At 33.2% G+C, this 20,649-nt stretch carries 10 protein-coding genes and 1 pseudogene; all 11 read left to right on the top strand.

What is annotated here, in order from left to right:
* Window positions 1-103 precede the first annotated feature (103 nt).
* The 11 genes and pseudogenes from ACQ9BO_RS08750 to ACQ9BO_RS08700 all read left to right on the top strand — a co-directional run bounded on the left by ACQ9BO_RS08750 (window position 104) and on the right by ACQ9BO_RS08700 (window position 20,086).
* Complete coding sequence (locus tag ACQ9BO_RS08750) at window positions 104-5,671, top strand: hypothetical protein (protein WP_431244386.1); 5,568 nt, start codon at window positions 104-106, stop codon at window positions 5,669-5,671.
* Window positions 5,672-5,778: 107 nt separating this feature from the next.
* Window positions 5,779-6,258 (top strand): hypothetical protein, encoded by a 480-nt coding sequence (locus ACQ9BO_RS08745; RefSeq protein WP_431244385.1) that lies wholly within the window; start codon window positions 5,779-5,781, stop codon window positions 6,256-6,258.
* Between the two features lie 157 nt (window positions 6,259-6,415).
* Complete coding sequence (locus tag ACQ9BO_RS08740; RefSeq protein ID WP_431244384.1) at window positions 6,416-7,033, top strand: hypothetical protein; 618 nt, start codon at window positions 6,416-6,418, stop codon at window positions 7,031-7,033.
* A complete protein-coding gene (locus ACQ9BO_RS08735) occupies window positions 6,996-7,649 on the top strand; it encodes a hypothetical protein (protein WP_431244383.1) in 654 nt (217 codons plus the stop codon). Before ACQ9BO_RS08740 ends, ACQ9BO_RS08735 begins: the two co-directional genes overlap by 38 nt.
* A 217-nt stretch (window positions 7,650-7,866) precedes the next feature.
* Window positions 7,867-9,876: a DUF6443 domain-containing protein gene (locus ACQ9BO_RS08730; RefSeq protein ID WP_431244382.1), complete on the top strand. Its 2,010-nt coding sequence runs from the start codon at window positions 7,867-7,869 to the stop codon at window positions 9,874-9,876.
* Between the two features lie 143 nt (window positions 9,877-10,019).
* Window positions 10,020-16,613, top strand: coding sequence for a thrombospondin type 3 repeat-containing protein (locus ACQ9BO_RS08725; RefSeq protein ID WP_431244381.1), 6,594 nt, complete (start codon window positions 10,020-10,022; stop codon window positions 16,611-16,613).
* Between the two features lie 20 nt (window positions 16,614-16,633).
* Window positions 16,634-17,389: a hypothetical protein gene (locus ACQ9BO_RS08720; RefSeq protein WP_431244380.1), complete on the top strand. Its 756-nt coding sequence runs from the start codon at window positions 16,634-16,636 to the stop codon at window positions 17,387-17,389.
* Window positions 17,373-18,908 (top strand): RHS repeat-associated core domain-containing protein, encoded by a 1,536-nt coding sequence (locus ACQ9BO_RS08715; RefSeq protein ID WP_431244379.1) that lies wholly within the window; start codon window positions 17,373-17,375, stop codon window positions 18,906-18,908. Before ACQ9BO_RS08720 ends, ACQ9BO_RS08715 begins: the two co-directional genes overlap by 17 nt.
* 38 nt (window positions 18,909-18,946) lie before the next feature.
* A pseudogene (locus ACQ9BO_RS08710) lies at window positions 18,947-19,555 on the top strand (hypothetical protein); the annotation flags it as partial.
* Between the two features lie 40 nt (window positions 19,556-19,595).
* The gene (locus ACQ9BO_RS08705; RefSeq protein ID WP_431244378.1) at window positions 19,596-19,766 is read left to right on the top strand and encodes a hypothetical protein; all 171 of its coding nucleotides are present in this window, start codon (window positions 19,596-19,598) and stop codon (window positions 19,764-19,766) included.
* A gap of 53 nt (window positions 19,767-19,819) precedes the next feature.
* Window positions 19,820-20,086 carry a hypothetical protein gene (locus tag ACQ9BO_RS08700; protein WP_431244377.1) on the top strand — a complete coding sequence of 89 codons (267 nt, stop codon included), beginning with the start codon at window positions 19,820-19,822 and terminating at the stop codon, window positions 20,084-20,086.
* The last annotated feature ends 563 nt before the right edge of the window (window positions 20,087-20,649 follow it).

Genomic DNA, 20,649 nt, shown 5'->3' with positions numbered 1-20,649 from the left:
GGAATAGACCCTAATGATAAAATACAATTGATTTATAACGATTACCTTTTTAAAAGGGAACATTAAAATTTAAATTCAAAGATCCTTTTACTCCTATAGCCTTATGATCAAGCCAAAAAAAGTAAGTAAATTTAAAAAAGTTGTTGCTATTTATTTAGCCATGATGATTCTTCTGGAAACATTGCAACCAACACAAATGTTTGCTTTAACGAGCGGACCTACGCAACCTGAATTCAACGCTTTTACACCTATCGGTACTTCAGATATGGTAGATTTAGCAAGCGGTGATTTTAATTACAATATTCCAATAATGGATATTGGCGGATATCCTATAAACCTTGCTTATAACTCTGGAATAACCATGGACCAAGAAGCATCCTGGGTAGGACTTGGCTGGAATCTCAATGTAGGACAAATAGAACGACAAGTTCGTGGCTTACCTGATGATTTTAGAGGTGATGAAATGGTCTATGAAAATTATCTCAAACAAAATAGAACTGTAGGTATTAATGTAGGTGTTAATGCCGCATATACAGGTTTTGATGCTTTGCAATTGGGTGTCGGATTAGGTGTAGAATCTAATAATTACGAAGGAATATCATTTAAACCTTCTTATGGCATCGGATTTAATTTTAACGGAAATGTATCTGTCGGGATGGATTTTGCAAGTTCTCTTGATGGAGGTGCAACTGTGACACCAAGAATTGGTATTTCTACTAAAATGATGGATAATGGTTGTGAGAGTACTTCTTTAAAAAGTTCTATTTCTTTAGGTTTAAATAGTAGAAAAGGAGTTGAAAATCTTAACGTCTCTGCTAGTGTAAGTCAACGAGGAGAAACTGCAAGCAAACACACTAACGCCCAAGGACAAACTTATTATGATAACATTAAAAATGCAAGTGCCAGCCCTGGCAGTATAGGTGGTAGTATTTCTTTTAACAATTTAAGTTATACACCTACAAAGAGAATTGGGTTCAGAAATGAAAATTTTTCTTTTAATGGTGCCCTTGGAGGTGAAGTTTTTGGTGTAGAAGGACAAGTTCAGGTTACTGGTTATGGTTCTTATCAAACCATTGCTGATGAATACAAAAACAGAAAAGAAAAAGCGTATGGTTATGAAAATACAGAATACAAAAAAGCCGCAGAATCTGGAATTCTAGATTTTAATAGAGAAAACGAAAGAGTTGTAAGTCAAAACACATTAGCACTTCCCGTGACTAACTATACATATGACATCTATAGTATCGATGGTCAAGGGGTTTCGGGAATGTTCAGACCCTATCGATCTAAAGTAAGCAGTGTATCTAATGATGAAGTTAAGGATCTAGGAAAAAGTCAAAATTTTGGAGCTGAAGTTGGATTAGGCAACTTATTCCATGCGAGTGGTGATTTCAAGAAAGCTCCATCTGAAAGTACAACAGGAGGATGGGTAGAGAATAATCATGTACTTGCTAATTTTAATGAAAAAAATACCGATAAAAAAGTTTATGACTACGAATCAATTACCTTCAAAATGGTGGGTGCCACAATTGTGGATCCTGAAACTATTTATAAAGACAAAATATACGAAACAAAAGCATTACGTGTAGATATTGATGGTAATAAGAAAAACACTTACACTAGTCCATATTCATTTGCTGGTGGAACATATGGAAATACTGAAATAAAAAGAAGTAAACGTTTTCTACGTAGTCAAGTGGTTCAGAAAGTTACCAATTCAGAAGCATCTCGAGATAAATTTATTATCAAAAATGCCAATGCTAAACCACACCATACAGCAGGAATAAAAATTCTTCAAACAGATGGCAACACATATGTTTATGGGGAAACAGCATATAACATCAAAAAATCAGAAGCTACTTTTGATGTCTCAAGCCAAACAGGTAATAACACAACTGGCCTAGTAAGCTATAACGGGTCGTTATATGGAAATGGAAACAATACGAGTGATCAATATGTAAACAGAGTTTCTACTCCTGCATATGCGCATACGTATTTATTATCTACCGTTTTATCATCAGATTACCAAGATGTTGATGACAACGGTCCAACGATTAATGATTTGGGTGCTTTTACTAAATTCGAATATACAGCCACATCTGAAATTTATAAATGGAGAGTGCCTTTTGAAAAAAACAAAGCCACTTATAACGAAGGCCTAATTTCAAAAAAAGACGATCAAAAGGGTAGCTATTTATATGGTGAAAAAGAACTAAAATACTTAGATAAAATTGTAACCAAAACTCATGTAGCTTTCTTCGATCTTGAAGACAGAAAAGATGCTATTGGAGTAGCTGACGAAAATGGAGGCGCCGGTTCTGGAAGAATGAAAAAACTTAAATCTATAAGATTATATTCTAGACCAGAGGTTACCGATGCTTCAGGTGCTATTACTGATCCTTCTAAAATCTCAGGAAGTACTGTAAAACCAATCAAAACAGCTCACTTTATATACAGTTATAACCTATGTAAAGGAATGCCCAATAACGACAAAAGCACAGTTTTGTCTTCTAACGAGTTAAATAATGCTGGAGGAAAATTGACCCTCGAAAAAGTCTACTTTACTTATAGAGGATCAAATATGGGAAAATATACTCCATATGTTTTTAATTATGGAACTGATAGCGAAACCGACAATCCAACTTATGACATGAAAGGTTTTGATATATGGGGTGATTTTAAAAAGAATCCGGCAAACAGTGGTTATATTAATACCCCGTTATCCAATACTGAGTTTCCTTTTGTTGACCAAAGCAAAACAAAAGCAAACCCTGAAAAAACTAAAAATCAAGCGGATATTAATACCGCTTCATGGAATTTAAAATCAGTTACATTACCTTCTGGAGGTAAAATCACTATTGAAACAGAAAGTGATGATTACAAATATGTACAAAACAAAAAAGCAATGCAGATGTATAAGGTTGTCGGGGTTGGAAATAACAATTACCCTGACACTAATGATCTAAATAGTAAAAACATATTGTACAACGGCAATAGTCATAAAAAATACCTGTATGTAAAACTAAGCGATGAAGATCTTTCTTCTAGCAGTGACCCGCTTACGAGACAGAAGTTTTTGGATAAATATTTAAGTGAAAATTTAGACAAACCAATTCAGTTTAGATTCATGTTGAATATGTCTGATAACAAAGAGCATTTTGAATACGTATCTGGTTACTTCAAAATAGGTAATGTTGACGACATTGAGGTTGAATACAATAATGACTTAAAAGGAACAATTGCTTCTATTCCTGTAGAATTTTTGAAAAAAGATAAAGCAAATTCAAATACAGTTAATCCAATTGCAAAAGCTGGATGGGGCTTCGGACGTACTTTTTTAAATAGATTAACATGCGGTATAAATGACAATCCTGCAGATGAAGATTTTAATTCTATTATTAAGAATTTAAGAGGAAGTTTAAGCATAATCAAAGAAATTTTTGATGGACCAGACGGCTATTTACAAAATAAAGGACGCGCTAGAGTTTTTAAACCAGAGAAATCTTGGGTCAGATTAGAAAATCCTGACGGTCATAAACTTGGCGGCGGACTTCGCGTTACATCTCTAAAATTAAGCGACAACTGGACTCGAATGTTGGAAAATAATTCGGGGACACAATTTGATATGGAATACGGCCAAACCTATTCTTACAATAATACAGATGGAAGTTCTAGTGGAGTTGCCACTTTTGAACCTAATATGTGTGCAGAGAACCCTTTTGTTGAACCGTTTTACAATGGAAAAGGAAATTATGCTGAAACTATAGCGGCGCCTATGGAAAGCAATTATGTAGAGAAACCTTTTGGTGTTAATTTTTTTCCATCGCCAAAAGTTACTTACGGACGAGTTACAGTCAAAAATTTGGATCGCAAAAACGACCAAGGAAATATAATTATCAAAAAACACGCAACAGGTAGCGTTGTAACTAAACACTATACTAGTTATGATTTTCCAACAAAAGTATTATATACTGATTTGAAAATGATCAACGGAATTACTCCAACAAATATCGTAAAAGATATGTTGAAGAATATTGTACGAGGTGGTAATATAGATGTCAGAAACTTAGTAACAATGACTCAGGGCTATTCTATAGAAACCAACGACATGAATGGCAAAATAGATTTTCAGGAAATATATAATGAAGCTGACGAAATCGTTTCTTCGGTAAAATACAAGTATAATATAGACGATCAGAATAATATTGACAATAATATTACCACTATTGATGAAAAGGGGAATGTTTCTAAAAAAACAATTGGTGTAGATTATGATTTAATTAATGACTTTAATCGCAGTTACGCTAAAACTGAAACTTCTGGCTTTAAAGCGAACGTTGCTGGAATGCTAATTCCTGCGGGGCCATTTCCAATTCCTATATTTATACCAACTGTTTTTCCTGAATCGTCTACTAATATAAACGAACTTCGTACTGCAGTAACTACAAAACATGTACATAAAACAGGAATTTTAGTTGAAAAAATCGCAACCAATCTAGGTTCGACAGTTTCTACAAAAAATCTCGCATGGGATGCAAACTCAGGTGAAGTTCTAATGACTGAAACTGTAAATGAATATAGCGATCACTACTATTCTTTTAACTTTCCAGCGTACTGGATGTATGATGGAATGGGACTAGCATCGCAAAATATTGGTATTGAAGGAAAATTGATTGCAAATGTACCAGTAACAGCACCTAACGCATCTAATAGTCCTACTGGTAATCCTTATTTTAAATTAGATAAATACAGTGCAGATTTATCTAAGGTATTCCATATTGGTGATGAACTTATGGTGTTAGATGAAAATGGAATTGTTCAGTCTTCAGAGATCTTAGGGCAAAATTTACCTGCTCAATACAAAGTATGGATCGTAGGTTTTGGTCCAGGCAACACGACAGTATTACTTATGGACAGAAATGGTGTTTACATTAACAAGTGTGAAGATTTAAGCAGTTTCAATTTTAAAATTGTTCGTTCAGGGTATCGAAATATGCAGACAGCATCTATGGCGTCAATTACTTCTATGATTAATCCAATAAAAGATGGAAAATTAAATCTGGAATCATTACAATTTAGTGCCAATGCAAGTTTCAATCCAAGAATCATTAATGCAAATGCTGTAGTTTATAAGGATTATTGGAATACCCAAATAGAGTCCAATCTTCCCTACTATCCTAGTTACAATTCTAGTAATGTTACCTCACATACAGATCCAATCACTGGTAATATTATAATCGATACAGATTCTAACTGGGTTAAGCCTTCTGGCGATGTAAAATATCCTATTGATGTTAAAGTAAATCCTTACCTCTGGAATATTAAAGGAAATTGGAGAGCCGAAAAATCATACGCTTACCTCACTGGTAGAAATGGTGGAAACTCGATTAATAACCCTAGAAATGAAGGATTCTTTACAAATTTTAATCCATTTTACAAATTAGATAGAACTTCTTCTATTCCTGTTTGGAAAATAGATGAAACAAACTGGACATATGCTAGCAGTGTAAGTCAATACAGTCCATACGGAGCTGAGCTAGAAAATAAAGATGCTTTAGATCGCTATAGCGCCGCACAATACGGCTATATGTATAAATTACCAATGGCAGTTGCTTCTAACTCTAAATATCAGCAAATTGGATATGAAGGATTTGAAGAGAAAAAACGGTAACAACTAAAAAACATTTTGGTTTTATAAACGACAAAGTAAATATAGATTCTAACCACTCTCATACTGGCAAAAATAGTCTAAAAGTAGCTAAAGGAACTTCCAGTGTAATGAATAGAAATCTATTTGCTACTTCTAAAAATATTGAAGATGCTAAATGCCCAACTAGTGGCCCAGTGGTAGTAGATCCTCCAGTAAATAACATTACGATAGAATGCAAAGATGGCTGGCAGATTTTTTCAAGAATTGATGATATAATATATCAAGTAACTTACAATATACCTATTAGTCTTAATTATTCTTATGCATCAATAGTTGATTTTCAAAACCCAACCGCACCATCAATGCCTGCCGAGGCTGGAAAATACAGTATAACATTAAGTGCTGACAGGAAAACCGTAATATTTAAGCTTAATCCTGCTTATCATGGTACGCTAAATTCTACGAACAAAGGAATTATACTGCAAGCCGTTATAAATCCAAACTCGCCTGGTTATGTTGGACGTATGACAATATTAGCAGGAACAACAATGGGCAATCAAGGGATACGAACAGCGTGTGCAAACGGATATGATACACCCAAATTTTAATTTTTAATTAAAATGAATGCTTATAAACTAATTGACTGATTTTAAGACTTGTTTCATTGATCAATTCAAAAGATTCAAAACGAATTAATAAACAGCATTTGATTAGTTATAATACTATTTATGAATAAAATGATTTTTTATATATAAAAATTAAAAAATGAAAAAAATAATATTGTTTGTCTTTTTTACATTTTCGACCATTGCATTTTCTCAATCATATGCTATAAAAGTATACGATTTAAATTATCAGATAACAGCAGGAGTTAAGAATAATACTTCTTCAAATATAAGAATCACATTATTCTTTGAAAACGGAACATCTGAAGATATTTACAAAAGAAACATCAATAACAATGGCGATAGAGAAACCAATTTAATGGTATTTTCTAATGTTCGCACTTCAAAACCAATTAGAATAGAATGCTATGCTTTTGTAAATTTTAGAACAGGAACAGATGCAAATTCTACTGTTCCTCAGAATATCACAACAACCTGTGGGAGCGGTAGTTTTTCGGCTAACTATTCACCAAGAATGACTGCTGTAACTTTCAAATATACAGTTGGTCCTGATCTTAAAATCTTTCCAAATTCGGACAATTACCTGACTTTAAATGACAACATCAAAATATCAAGTCAAGCAGGATACATAAGCAGTTCTTATAAATGGCAGTATACCCTGAATTCCGTAAACTGGATCGATATGCCACAATTTGATGGATTATCAGAACTAAATGTTAATGCTCGCCGCAATTTTGGGCACTACTGGTGCAAATAGCAACATTGACAAAACAATTTCTATCAGACAAAAAGCATGTGAGCAATTTTCAAATACGGTAACCTTCATTATAAAAAAATATTCGCAAGCAGAGCAAGCGGCAATTGATGAAATGGCTAACAGTTCGTTTATGCCTATTGCGGGTAAATATATTGTGTCAGGCTGGGTCAAAGAAAATGTTGCTCAACAAGTAATTAATTATACTAATAGCAATCTTACTATATCTATTGCAAATGGTAATGGGGCTCCATTTTATTCCGAAACCTTTAAACCATCTGGAGCAATTATTGACGGCTGGCGGCGAATTGTTGGAATTATAGAAATTCCAACTATAATTCCGGCAAACAGCCCAAAATTGGAAATAGCTTTAAACTGTACCAGCACCACAGCAGATTGTTACTTTGATGATATTCGATTTTTTCCTTTCAACGGAAATCTCAAAAGTTTTGTCTATGACGAAGACACACAAAAACTCATGGCAGAATTAGACGAAAACAACTATGCCTCATTTTATGAATATGATCTCGAAGGTGGTTTAGTCAGAGTAAAAAAAGAAACTGAAAAAGGAGTATATACAATACAAGAAACAAGAGGAAATAGTCCGAAAAGAGAATAATTAAATCTTGAGTTAAATAAGGCTCGATTGGCGGCCAAAATTTATCACTCAAATAAAGTTTTACCACAAATCGAGTTTCTTTAACCATTATCTCAAGAATAAGAAAATCTCTTAAATAGAACATATAAGTTAATCACGTTATAATTATAATATGAATATATCATTGAATGTGTTAAGTAGAAAAATAAGTTTAATTGGGCTATTGCTATTCACACTAATGCTTAGTGCACAAGTACAAGAAAAAGAATACAGCAATTTTACACCAACAGCAATTACCAGCTTTGGCAATGCTCCTATTACTATTTTTGATTCAGAAGCTAGTCTTCCTAATCAAAATAACTTAGGCACCTATTGTTACCTGTCATTAAATATTAATAATAATCTGGCCCCTTTTGTAAATTACGAGCTTAAGGCAACTTTTAGAATTACACCTTTAAAACAAGATGGAAGTAATGATACTCCATTTAATAAAGAGTTAATTGTCAATTATAATCCAAATCATGCTAATAACGGAGGCGCTAATTTTAGTGATTTAAGTTATTTAAAAATCGGAAATAGATTTGGTATAAAGGTACAATTGCTTTCTTATAAAGCGTTAAATACGAATAACGGAAATGTAATTCCTAGTAATGCCTTTGTTAGCATGGGCTTTAAAAGTAAAAGATACTACGCGGTATCAGAACAATTGTTGAATCCTATCGGATCAATAAATGCTACGGCAAATGCAGTTACTATTAAATGGGAAAATTTGGCTGGTGCTTTAGAATATGAATTAGAGTGGACTTGGCTTGATAATTACAGTAACGAAAATATTACTGCAAATTTGCCTGGAAATCAAATTCCATTGACACAAAGGGATTTTGAACTAAATAACAGCCGAATTGTAACTACTAAAAACACATTTGAAATACCTTTAATTTACGGTAAAGGATATTTAATATACAGAGTAAGAGGCATAAGCAGGAATACCGAATTTGTTAAGTATTATGGTAATTGGAGTTCTGGAACAGGTTCTAAAAATACTGTTGCCGATTGGCCACATCAAAGTATAATTTCTGAACATGAAGCTGGAAAAAACTGGCAATTTCAAGCCTCTTACGCCGAGGATGGAAAGAAAAAAGAAATTGTTAGCTATTTTGACGGCTCACTAAGAAATCGTCAGACTGTGACAAAAATTAATACCGACAATACTACAATTGTAGGAGAAGTAATCTATGATGCTCAGGGTAGAGCCGGAGTAGAAGTTTTACCTACACCAAATACAGATCCAAATATTCATTTCTTCAAGAATTATAATTTAAACAACCAAAACAACTTATTCACTTACAAAGATTTTGATATTGATGGCGGGAGCTGTACCAGCAATGTTTCTGGAATGTCTAGCAGTTCTGGCTCTAGTAAATACTATTCTCCTGCTGGATATGCCGATTTTTCTTCAAGAACAAATCAAGCGTTTGTTCCAGATGCAAAATTGTATCCTTTTTCACAAATAGAATATACTCCTGACAATACAGGCAGAATTTCTAGAAAGGGAGGCGTTGGACCTGATCATCAACTGGGTAAAAACCATGAGATGAAATATTTCTATACAACACCCTCTTCAACAGAATTATATCGATTATTTGGTTATAGTGTAGGAGAATCTTCTCATTATCAAAAAAATATTGTAGTTGACCCTAATAAACAAGTATCTGTAAGTTATTTAGATCCACAAGGGCGTACAATTGCTACAGCATTATCAGGAAAATCACCAACTAATCTTGAGGGTTTACCAGACGAAAACATAGACAGTTCTGCTCAAGCTGAAGCTAATGGACATGGCAGTACAACTACTGATTTACTTAATAAACTTGCTGTTACGGATCCAGATACTGCAAAAGATAATAATATTTTGAAATCTTCTGGAAAGTTTTCGCAAAACAATGATGTTTTGTTTCTTTCAAAATCAATAGAAGTAACAAATGACGGAGAGGGATATAAATTTGAATATGGTTTAGATCAAAAAAGCTCTTTTTCTCCTTTTTATTGTCCTACAGGATTATATCCATTTGTTTATGATGTTCAATTAAGTCTAAAAGATGATTGCGGTAACGAAAAATTAGATAATCCTATCTCTAAATCCGCTGGGATATTTAGTCTATCAGGAAGCCATATTGCGGCAGGAATACCAAAAACTACTGCAAATGCTACTTTAAATACAGGTAGTTATAGTCTAAAAAAGAAATAAAAATAAATGAAAAAGCCTTAAATGATTATGCTAATGATTATTTAAGAAAATTAACCACAGTTGGTTCTGAGTGTTATATTGACCCCGCAGATCCGAAATTTGGGTTATCGCCAAATGCTCAGTTTATTTTTGATTCTTGTAACATGACTTGTCAAACTTGTACAGATAATTTAGGAACAAGACTAAATTATGTACAGAAAGCTTTCAATAATTTATACTCAAAAGTAATAGTTACTGTATCAGAATCAGGAAATACAACAAATATTGTCTTAAACTCTGGAGCTACAGATACGCAAGGCAACTTAGTATTACAATCTGACGTAAATGCATTAAATATCCGCTTCAATAGAGAATTTGATTTATTACTTCAAGAATGTAATAAGGTATGTAATCCTACTGCTATAGAATTTGAGACTGCTTGCCAGATGAATGAAAATTTATTGGTTTCAGATTTAAGACCAAATGGTCAATATGGAGCTACAGACATAAATATTATCGATGTTAATGGAAATCCTCTGCCCAACCCAAATTTTGACAAATTAAGTATTTTCAATTCTAACGGTTCGCTTTTTTATAATGGCTCTACAGCAGGAAATAATTGGAAACATCCTAAAAAAGCCATCAGTCCAACTCAAGATCAGGTTGATACTTACAAAGATATGTATGGTGTGCCGTCAGTTATTGAGGTAAAAATTGTTGACAATACTAGTAATCCAAAAAAATACTCGCCTGAAGTTGATCCTGCTTTTACTCCTACTCTAAGTTCTGTAAAAGCTCCAGACGGAAGTGATATATGGACTGTACAGCCAGAGCAATTAAAAAATGTATCTGATTTTATCGCAAATTGGGAAGACAGCTGGGCACAATCTTTATTGCTTTATCATCCTGAATACAGATATTTAGAGTACAGTCGTGAAATATGTAAGAGAACATCAAACTTTTCTATCGCAAAAAGTACTGGAACAGTTTCAACACCATTATCATCTGACGGATATGATTCTTATTTAATGAATACGTCAACTTATGCAGATGCCAGATCAAAAGGATTTGTTGATTTTGACAGTGCAGGAAACTCTGGTAAATTATTAATTTACAATAATGACCCATACTTTAAACAAGTGCAAGTCGTTGCTCCTTTTGAAGATGGTACTCTTTATAATATGAGAACTGGCAACAATAGCATAATGTATTATGCTTTAAATAATAGCTATATAGCTGGAAGTGGTACTAATTTGACTATGTATCAAGTTGCCTTACAAGGGGTAATGTGTAACTCTTTCTCCGTATGTGATTTAAACAACGTAAGCTTAAGTGAAGCTCAAAAAAATGAGGTTTGGAATGCTTACAAAGCTTTATATATTGGACTAAAAAATAAAATTAAGCATATCTTTAGCAATATATATGCAATGCAACGCAAATCTTACAATGGTTGTATTGGCACAGCATCTTCTAGCGTAATAACAGACGTTTTGAGTGATAATTTCCCTCAAAAAAATACGCTATATAATTATATTCAAAGCAATACTTCTACTGCTGGTTCTTTATGCGAAAGTAGCAGTGCAACATTGTATCAAACGAAACAAAAAAATTATCTTCCAGCAGATTTCGGATACAATTCTAGCCTGAATCCTACAGATGCAGTAGCCGATTTAGTTAAAGCCAATCATTTTGAGTATTATGCACAAACAGGAAACTGTCCTCTTTTATTCGATTTTGATATGCTTCTTAATGGTTTGTTCAAAGATCAAGATCCTGCTTTTACTCAACTGGCTTCTTTAACAAATAAACCATTCAACAAACAGTACATTACCAAAGAATTAATGAAGAAATTAATGATTCCTGCTGTTAATCAAACTGTTGAGGGATTATTTGGAGCTGGGTTATCTCCGCTGACGATTACAACAAAAATTTCGGGATCAACATTAAATATAAACTTTGATCCAAAAACGGGTGCCGGTTTTACAACTTGTCCAATTACAGTTCAAATGCCCTCAGGGGCAGGTTACAGTTGGTCTGGTTATGGTTCTAACTGGAATATTAAGAACCTAAAACAAATTTATTACGATTTAGGAAATTCAGATCCTTCAAATGGGAAATTCAAATTTTCTGTTGTCGCAGAAATAGGCCCTGTTAACAGTAACATTGTATATACGGAAGTGGTTTTATCTGGAGAAACTTGCGCGCCTATTGGTGAATGTGGTATTTCTCCTAATTCAATTGGTGAAGTGCTGGATCCTAATCAGGCTACAAATGATCAGGGAGTTGGCTGTAACAGAAAATCTAAATTCGAAAAAGCATTAATTCCTTTATTTAATGAATTAAAAACCAAAGGAACATTTAACAGTACAACACCTGTTGACATCACGAACTATACTGCCTATAGAGATTCTTTCCTACAAGAGTTTTTCGGAATCAATGCTGGTGTAACTTGGGAAAGAAACGCACAATATGTTTATATCAAACAAGGAGCAAATGTTATTGCAAAAATTGTTTGGCAGTCAACTACTGGTGGTGATGGCGGAAACCATACTGCACCTACAATTACTTTATTAGATTCATATACTTTCAAAAAATTCGAATCTATATCTATCAAAAGTCCTGATGCTAATGCAGAAAATCAATTTCAGTTAGTAACTTCTGGAAATACAAATTTTGCTGTTGGTACGGCAATTCTAAATGGAATGCTACAACTTTTCACTACTAATTTCGACTGTTGTCCTATTGTTACTATTATAGATTCTGATCATGATGGTGTTCCAGACGAGTTAGACAACTGTCCGACTACACCAAATACAGATCAATTAGATTTAAATAAAGATGGTATTGGAGATGCATGCCAGCAGGCTCCTGGTTGTAACCCTAGTCCTAATGTTAATTCTTGCGCAAATACTGAAGATGAAATTGCTTTTGAAATTGGACTTAAAAATATTATTAATCAAATTTTGTCTGATCCATCTTCTTACAATGAATATGGGTATTTACTATCACCTCGTAGAATTTGTACTGATTATCCTCTAATGATTGATCTAATAACTAGTTCACACTTAAGAGAACATTTTCAAGCTCTAAAAGATAGAGATCAATCTTCAAGTTGTCTTGATAAAGGTCCTGTAAATCTATATCAATTCCGATTAGGTAAAGATGTAGATGATTCGATAACATTATACTTTTATAATGAAAATGATGAAGTCCAAGGAGGTTTTAAATTAGGAGTACATTACTTAACTACTGGAGATGGTGCATATGAAGCATCTACTCATTTTAACAAAATTGATATCGCTGAAGGAAGAACTGTTAATACAAATTACGATTCAAAAAACATTAAATGTTTTGATGTCGTTGTTGGCTGGAGTTATATCGTAATTAATGATTTCTCTTGTTATTCGCTAACATATGATTTTTGTGATTTCTTGGCTCCTTTAACATCTGGAGATTCGTGTTTAGTAGTAACTGCATGTAATCCAAATACTATATCAAAAGAGGTTAAGTTTGAAACTGGACTAAAAAGGTTACTTGAACAAGCTTTGCAAGATAATTTTATTCTTAAAGGCGAAAGTAAATACATGACTTCTTTTGATTACCCTGCAATGAAAGATTTTATTATTGAATCTGACTTAGTAAACCATTTTCAAGCATTAAGAGATAGTGAGAATCCAAATAGTGGATTACCTCCAATTCAATTACACACATTTGGTATTTGGTTTGCGGGTTCAAGTCCAATAATATGGATTGATTTTTTCAACCAGAATGGTCTTAAAGAAGTTATAATACAAATAGATACGCCTTATGTTCCAGGTACATTATCAGGAGATGTTACTCATTTTAATTGTTTTGACATTTCTGGAGATAATGATATAAATTCAAAAATTACATCGAAAGATAATAACGAATATACAAGAACAGGAGGTAAAATATATTATAGAGTAAAAGTAGACAATAGCCCATTTTACTATTATGATGGTAAATTTTGTGATTTTATTAATGATAATTATTCTAGTAATTTAAGAGCGACAGTTAGTTCGCGCATCTCTGCCAAATCATCTCTAGCAACAGTAGAATCATGCTCAACCTGTATTCCTCAAACAGTTGCTCCAGTTGCTTGTGAACAAAAGAAAACTGCTTTTGAAAACGCAATGAAGAATCTAATTCAAGATTATACAGTGCCACAAGCTACACTTGATAACTTCTGCAATAACGGATATCAGTACATTTCTGATAGTTATGTTCGATATTTAAAAGAATTAAATGTTACGCGACTTTATGACATTCGTTTTAGAACCCTTGCAGAATTTGGTGATACTTATCTGCATTATGGTTTTAATGGTATCAACGCCGTAATAGACCAATATAAATCGTACGTAGAAGCAAATACCAGCAATAATGAAATAAATCCTGATACACTTAATTGGAACGATTGGGTTCAAAATGTATTCAGACCAGCTAATAATGGAAAAATTTGTCCTCCAGCCGCTTTAATTAATACCGTTTCACCTGAATTGCCAGAAGAAACAGAATCTACTTGCGAGAAGTTAGTTAAAAATATTGCAGAAGCTTTCTCTGCGGATAATTATAATAATTTATTACAAGAAAAACGTAAAGAATTTATTGCATCTTATATCAAAAAAGGAATGTCTGAAGTGGTAGAAACTTTAGATATGACCTACTACGATCAAGAATATCAATATACGCTTTATTACTATGATCAAGCAGGAAATCTTACTCAAACGGTAGCGCCAGAAGGTGTAAAACGTTTTTTACCAGCAGAGGTAAAAGCTAAAACTCCTCAGATAGAAGCTTTCAAAGCGACAGATGATCCACTAAAATTCATTATTGGTAATGGTAGTTTACAACCAAATCATCAATTTAAAACAATGTATCGTTACAATTCATTAAACCAACTGGTATATCAATCTACTCCAGATGGTGGCATAACACGTTTCGCTTATGATAAATTAGGCAGGATTATAGCTTCACAAAATCAAAATCAAGTCGGTACTAAAGCTAAAATGAGCTATACTTCATATGATAGTTTAGGAAGAATTGTTGAGGCAGGTGAAATAGAGAGTTTTGTATTCAATGTCGCTAATCCATCTACGCCACTAAGTTACAGTATATCCGCGGAAGGAAGACTTGTGCGTAGTCCAAAACCAAATGGAAATGTTAATGGAATTGTTGACGGATTTGATCCTGATTTATCAAAAACACAAGTAACAAGAACTGTTTACGATGATGACCCACAAGTAGAGACAGCAGTTAAAGCTTCAAACCTTTTTACAACTAATACTGAATCAGGTTACAATGCGGCATACAATAACCGTAATCGAGTAACTGGTATTTTTTATCATACTACTTATACTAATCCGTTGGTATTTGATAATGCTATATTATACAATTATGATGTGCACGGTAATGTAAAGGAAATTGTTAATTATTACACCGCTCTAAAAAATCCGAATTGTACACAAACTGTTATTGATGCAACTACAGGACAGACAAATGACTGTGAAGCGCATTTAAAAAGGATTGTTTATAATTATGATCTTATAAGCGGAAATGTAAACAGCGTAAAATTCCAGCCTAAGAAAGCTGATCAATTTATTCATCGCTATAACTACGACGCTGACAATCGTATTGTAAATGTTGAAACTTCTTCTGATGAAGTATTATGGGAAAAAGATGCAAGCTATCAATATTATGCTCACGGACCATTAGCAAGAGTAGAACTTGGAGACAAAAAAGTTCAAGGTATCGACTATGCTTATACCTTACAAGGATGGCTTAAAACTGTTAATGGTGAAAATTTGGCCAGCAGTGCTAATGATTTAGGTCAAGATGGATCGCTAGCCGGAACAACCAAAACAAAAGATGCTTTTGGTTACTCTTTAAGCTACTATGATAACGACTATAAAGCGATCTCTGGAGATACAGGTACAGATTCTTTCAAACCTTTAATGGTAAGTCGCAACGCTACTGGGGCTACGCTTAAAAACTTGTATAATGGAAATATCAAACAAATGACAACCGCTATTCGTAAAGAAGGCGATCAGTCGCTTGCTATTCAGAAAAACAATTATACTTATGATCAGCTAAACCGTATTAAAACAATGACTTCTCAAGCTTTTGATGCTTTCACAATGAATTCGGAAAATAGTTATGAGTCTAGTTATTCTTACGATAAAAACGGAAACCTGCAAACTATGCGTAATACTGCACCAGGTCTTTATCCAGAATCTAAAACACCAAATAAGAAAAATCCAGAAATGGATAACTTTACATATAAATATGTTCCAGGCACTAATAAATTAACAAACGTATTTGATGTAGCCGATGATATATTTACAGCGACAGGTATAGACATCAAACAAAACCTTAGCGAAAAGGCCGCTTACATTATAAGCGATAATAGTACCCATAACTATAAATACGACAATATAGGTCAATTAATAGAAGACAGAAACGAAGGTTTAACTATTAACTGGCGTGTAGACGGCAAAGTAGATAAAGTATCAAACAGTAAATCTGGAGTTACTATTAACTTTGAATATGACGGTCTTGGCAATAGAATTGCAAAGCGCGTACAGCGAGGTCTTGATGTAGAACGTACACATTATACACACGATGCGCAAGGTAATGTATTAGGTGTTTATGTGGAAAATTATAAAGTTAATGCACAAGGTAACAGTGGCGAATCTCTATATCGTTTAAAAGAGCATCATCTTTTTAGCGTGACCGTTTAGGATTAGAAGAAGCAAATTTATTGGTATACAAATATGGCAACAATGCAAATGTTGCTAGCAGAATGACTGCAAAAGCAAGTGCTTTGGTTAGCAATAGCATATTAACAGGAACACCAGTTATCAGAGATTATGCTTTGCATTTTGACACAGCAACGCCATCTTCTGTTTGGAACATGCAGTCAGATATAGATGCTGATCTAAAAAGCTTGAATCTAGATACTAGTATCTCGTTGCTAAATACTAATCCAGCAAACGGAACTTACTTTATAGGTGAATTACAATATAAAGGCACTAAAGAAGAATCTATTACAAAAAGCAGAAAAGTAGATATCTCCGGAGTCGTTAACACTTGTGTTAGAAAAGTAGACAATGGCGATGCTATCAATATTTTTAGAGCCACAGGAAGTAGTTGTTCTTTAGCCAATCCGGTAGATGTTTTCAACCCTTCAGAAACAGGTTCGCTAGAATATAAAACTGTCGCATTATTTTCAAATAGTGATAAAATAAAAGTAGGACTTACTGTAAATAATGCTTTTTACGGTTTTATCGCTAAAAGAGTAAGAGTTTCAATCTTATATACTCCAAGATTATATTATTCTAACGGAAGCACAGAAGTTCTAATTGGTGCATATAACGCAAACGAGACTTTAAAAGTGGAGAAAACGGTAGAATCTGGCAGAATGTTCATTACACTATACAGAGGTGCAACAACAGTATTCAAAACTCAAATTACACCTGGAGTAGCGACAACTACTATAGATGCTCGCCGTATCTAACATAGCTGTGGTCGCAGTTCAAGATCTTAAAGTTATGAAGGATGTAATTGAGACTCAAACTAAAGAAATTACGAATCAGGTCTTGGTAAATTTGGTTAAAACTAATAATTCGATAAGTCCGAAATTTACAGTTAATCAATACACTAAAATTACGTCAGATAGTCCTGCAACAGCGACTATTAAAACGTATGATGTCAGTTTACCTGCAAATGTATTGACTACACCTACAAGTAACATTGCTATAAAACTGAACACTTCTTTTGGTGAAGGAACAACGCAATTGAACGTAAATGGCTTTACACAAATTGTAGAAAACAAAGCAGATTGGGTTACACCAAAAACATATAATCCTGCGAATATACCAGCCGGAACTGACAGTAAATTAGGTGGAACTGGTAATGCTAGAGCTCTAGGGTTTGATATGTGTTACTTTAATTACGGCCTAAATAATGTTCAAGATGCCTTTAATTTTGACGATGCCGCTAGTAAAACAATAACTAACAATCCACCGGTATCAAGTAAAGGGGTTGCAATGAACAATAATGTAACTAGAACTTTAGGACCATGTCTAGTAGATACAGATGGAGATGGAATATTTGATCTTTATGAGGTAAACGATGATTTAAGTTTTATTGATACAGATGGTGATGGAATTGCCAATCATGATGATAAAGACGACGATGGTGACGGTATTTATACCCTTTACGAAGGTGCAAATCCTGATGGAGATAAAAATCCGGCAACAGGAGCAACTTTAAACACCAATGCACAACCATCAACGCAAAATCCAAAAGCGACGACCAACACCATACCAAACTATCTGGATGTTGACGACGATGGCGACGGTTATGCAACATGGGAAACTTATGAAGGCGGAAAAGGTTATATCAATGCAGAAACAAACGGTATGCCTTATACATTGAATACAGACAATCCTAATGATGCAATACCAAATTATTTAGATCCAACGAATGGACTTTACACTCCTACTCTGCCGATTACTTTAAATAATTATATATCTTTGATTGGAGATAAGCGATATGAGTTGTCAAATCACTTAGGAAACGTACTTTCTGTAGTGTCAGATAAGAAGATTCCAACGCTATCTTCAGGTTCTTTGAGCTACTTTAATGCTGAAGTTCTAAGCTATTCAGATTACTATCCTTTTGGAATGCTGGTGCCGAATCGTCATGGAAGCTCGGATTCGTATAGATATGGGTTCCAAGGGCAGGAAAAAGATGATGAGTTAAAAGGCGAAGGAAATTCGCTTAACTATACGTATCGTATGCATGACCCTAGGATTGGTAGGTTTTTTGCATTGGATCCTCTTGCTCCTAAATATCCATTCTATTCTCCATATCAATTTAGCGGGAATCGTGTTATTGATATGATAGAGTTAGAAGGATTGGAACCAACTGAACCTACAAAAAATATTAATGCAATTCAAAATATAGACGAAAGAATGATCAATTCTCTCGTTGATATGGCAAATTCAAAAAAGTTAATACAAACTCACTAGGATGGCCAAGAGATCCAAAATATTTTTGGAAAGAATTTGCTAAGTCTGAATTAGGGGGAGAAGCATTGAGTAAAGACAATTTAGCTAGAATAAATGGTAAAAATTTTAGAGCTCCCAAAGTAGATAAACAATGGAATAATGTTATGGATGTTTATGATTTAGATGGAATTATTGGTGAAGGACTAGAACATCATCATCACAATAAAGGTAGGACAGCATATCCGCGACCAAGATCAAAACATATATCTGAAGCGTGGAATAAAGTTTTACATGATTTAGAACATAGATTTGGGAAAACCTATCAAGATAAAGGAGCTATATCTAAACTAGCAAAGAGAAGAGGAACTTTTCGAGGAGGGTTAAATAGTTTAATGACTATTTTAGATATTCTTCCAATTATACTTGATAGCCCACATTCTCCAATTTATATGTTCGGTCCGACAAAAACATTAAATAGGGCATTCTATAATGAAGATACTGGTTTATATTTTGAATATAGAGAAATATCAGATGATTTTATAAGGATTCAATTTTTTAAAGATTACGATAAAATTAATGGGGAATGGAGAGGTATAATGAAAGTCGGGGAAGAAAAAACATATATTAAAGGACAACATGGAGAAGCAATAGAAGCCATAAAATCATAAAAATATTAGGCATTATTAATTGAAACTTTTATAAAACGATATGGATTTAAAACAATTTAAAGAAAAGCTTTTTAGTTTGCAACCTAGCTTAAATGACTTATTGGATGAGGGGTATAGTCATGATGGGGCTATGGATATTATTGATAACGAATATGTGCTCAAACCCAAAAAAATCAAAATCATTACAATTCATTACTATTTGATTTTTTAAATAATTACAATTTAGAATTCTTCAGCATAAGAAATATTTTTTTTAATGATGTTTTGCACTATATCAATGGGTATTTAATAGTTGGAAATATTGATGGTGGGTATTTAGGCTTAAATGAAAAGACAGGATTTATCTATATAATGTATGTAGATCAATTAGATAGTATTAATACAATATTTGTTGAAAATGAAGTTCAGTTTTTTGAAGTTTTGCTGATTTTTGCTGAATATTCCACCAATGGATCAGAAGAAGAAATTGAAAACTATGTCGAACGCTGTGAGAATATTTGTCCTTCAGGGAATTTTGATCTATTTTTTTAAACCATTTGTATTTTTTTTATAATTATCAAATTTCCAAAATTTATAATTGATCACGTATTACGATAAATCATGCTAATTCATTTCTAGCTTGACGATTAATGCCCTATCAATGAATTTTTACTAATTCGGATGATGTATCAAAAAACTACAACTTTTTTAGAGTTGTAGTTTTTTTTACATAAAAACTCTCTAGTTACAATATACCTTTCACTATATCAATCCGTATTTTGTGAATATAATGCATATATTGACGATGATATGATATAAATAAAAATTTTGCAAACGAAGTGTTCAGTCATTTCTAAAACACAAGTATTATTCAATAGCTTAGAACGTATTATATTAAGTGTATTTATACTATAAAACGTTTCTTACTATCTCCCTCCTTTACTTTTTTTAGTTTTTTCTTCTGAAACTTAGATTAAGTCTCATTTTAACATAACACAAGCTATAATTCATTTAAATGAGCGAATAGTTACATAAAAGATATCTTGTTATTTGAAAATGAGTAATGTTGAAAAAATTAGCTATGACATGTACCAAAAGTTTAATATTCTTAAACG

This window comes from Flavobacterium sp. P21 (assembly GCF_050632225.1).
Classification (GTDB): domain Bacteria; phylum Bacteroidota; class Bacteroidia; order Flavobacteriales; family Flavobacteriaceae; genus Flavobacterium.
This window is presented reverse-complemented; position numbering and strand designations above follow the sequence as displayed.

Excerpts from the sequence above, each read along its gene's own strand:
- ACQ9BO_RS08750 (WP_431244386.1), top strand. The coding sequence starts at position 104 with ATGATCAAGCCAAAAAAAGTAAGTAAATTTAAAAAAGTTGTTGCTATT.
- ACQ9BO_RS08745 (WP_431244385.1), top strand. The coding sequence starts at position 5,779 with ATGAATAGAAATCTATTTGCTACTTCTAAAAATATTGAAGATGCTAAA.
- ACQ9BO_RS08740 (WP_431244384.1), top strand. The coding sequence starts at position 6,416 with ATGAAAAAAATAATATTGTTTGTCTTTTTTACATTTTCGACCATTGCA.
- ACQ9BO_RS08735 (WP_431244383.1), top strand. The coding sequence starts at position 6,996 with ATGCTCGCCGCAATTTTGGGCACTACTGGTGCAAATAGCAACATTGAC.
- ACQ9BO_RS08730 (WP_431244382.1), top strand. The coding sequence starts at position 7,867 with ATGCTTAGTGCACAAGTACAAGAAAAAGAATACAGCAATTTTACACCA.
- ACQ9BO_RS08725 (WP_431244381.1), top strand. The coding sequence starts at position 10,020 with ATGACTTGTCAAACTTGTACAGATAATTTAGGAACAAGACTAAATTAT.
- ACQ9BO_RS08715 (WP_431244379.1), top strand. The coding sequence starts at position 17,373 with ATGCTCGCCGTATCTAACATAGCTGTGGTCGCAGTTCAAGATCTTAAA.
- ACQ9BO_RS08705 (WP_431244378.1), top strand. The coding sequence starts at position 19,596 with ATGGATTTAAAACAATTTAAAGAAAAGCTTTTTAGTTTGCAACCTAGC.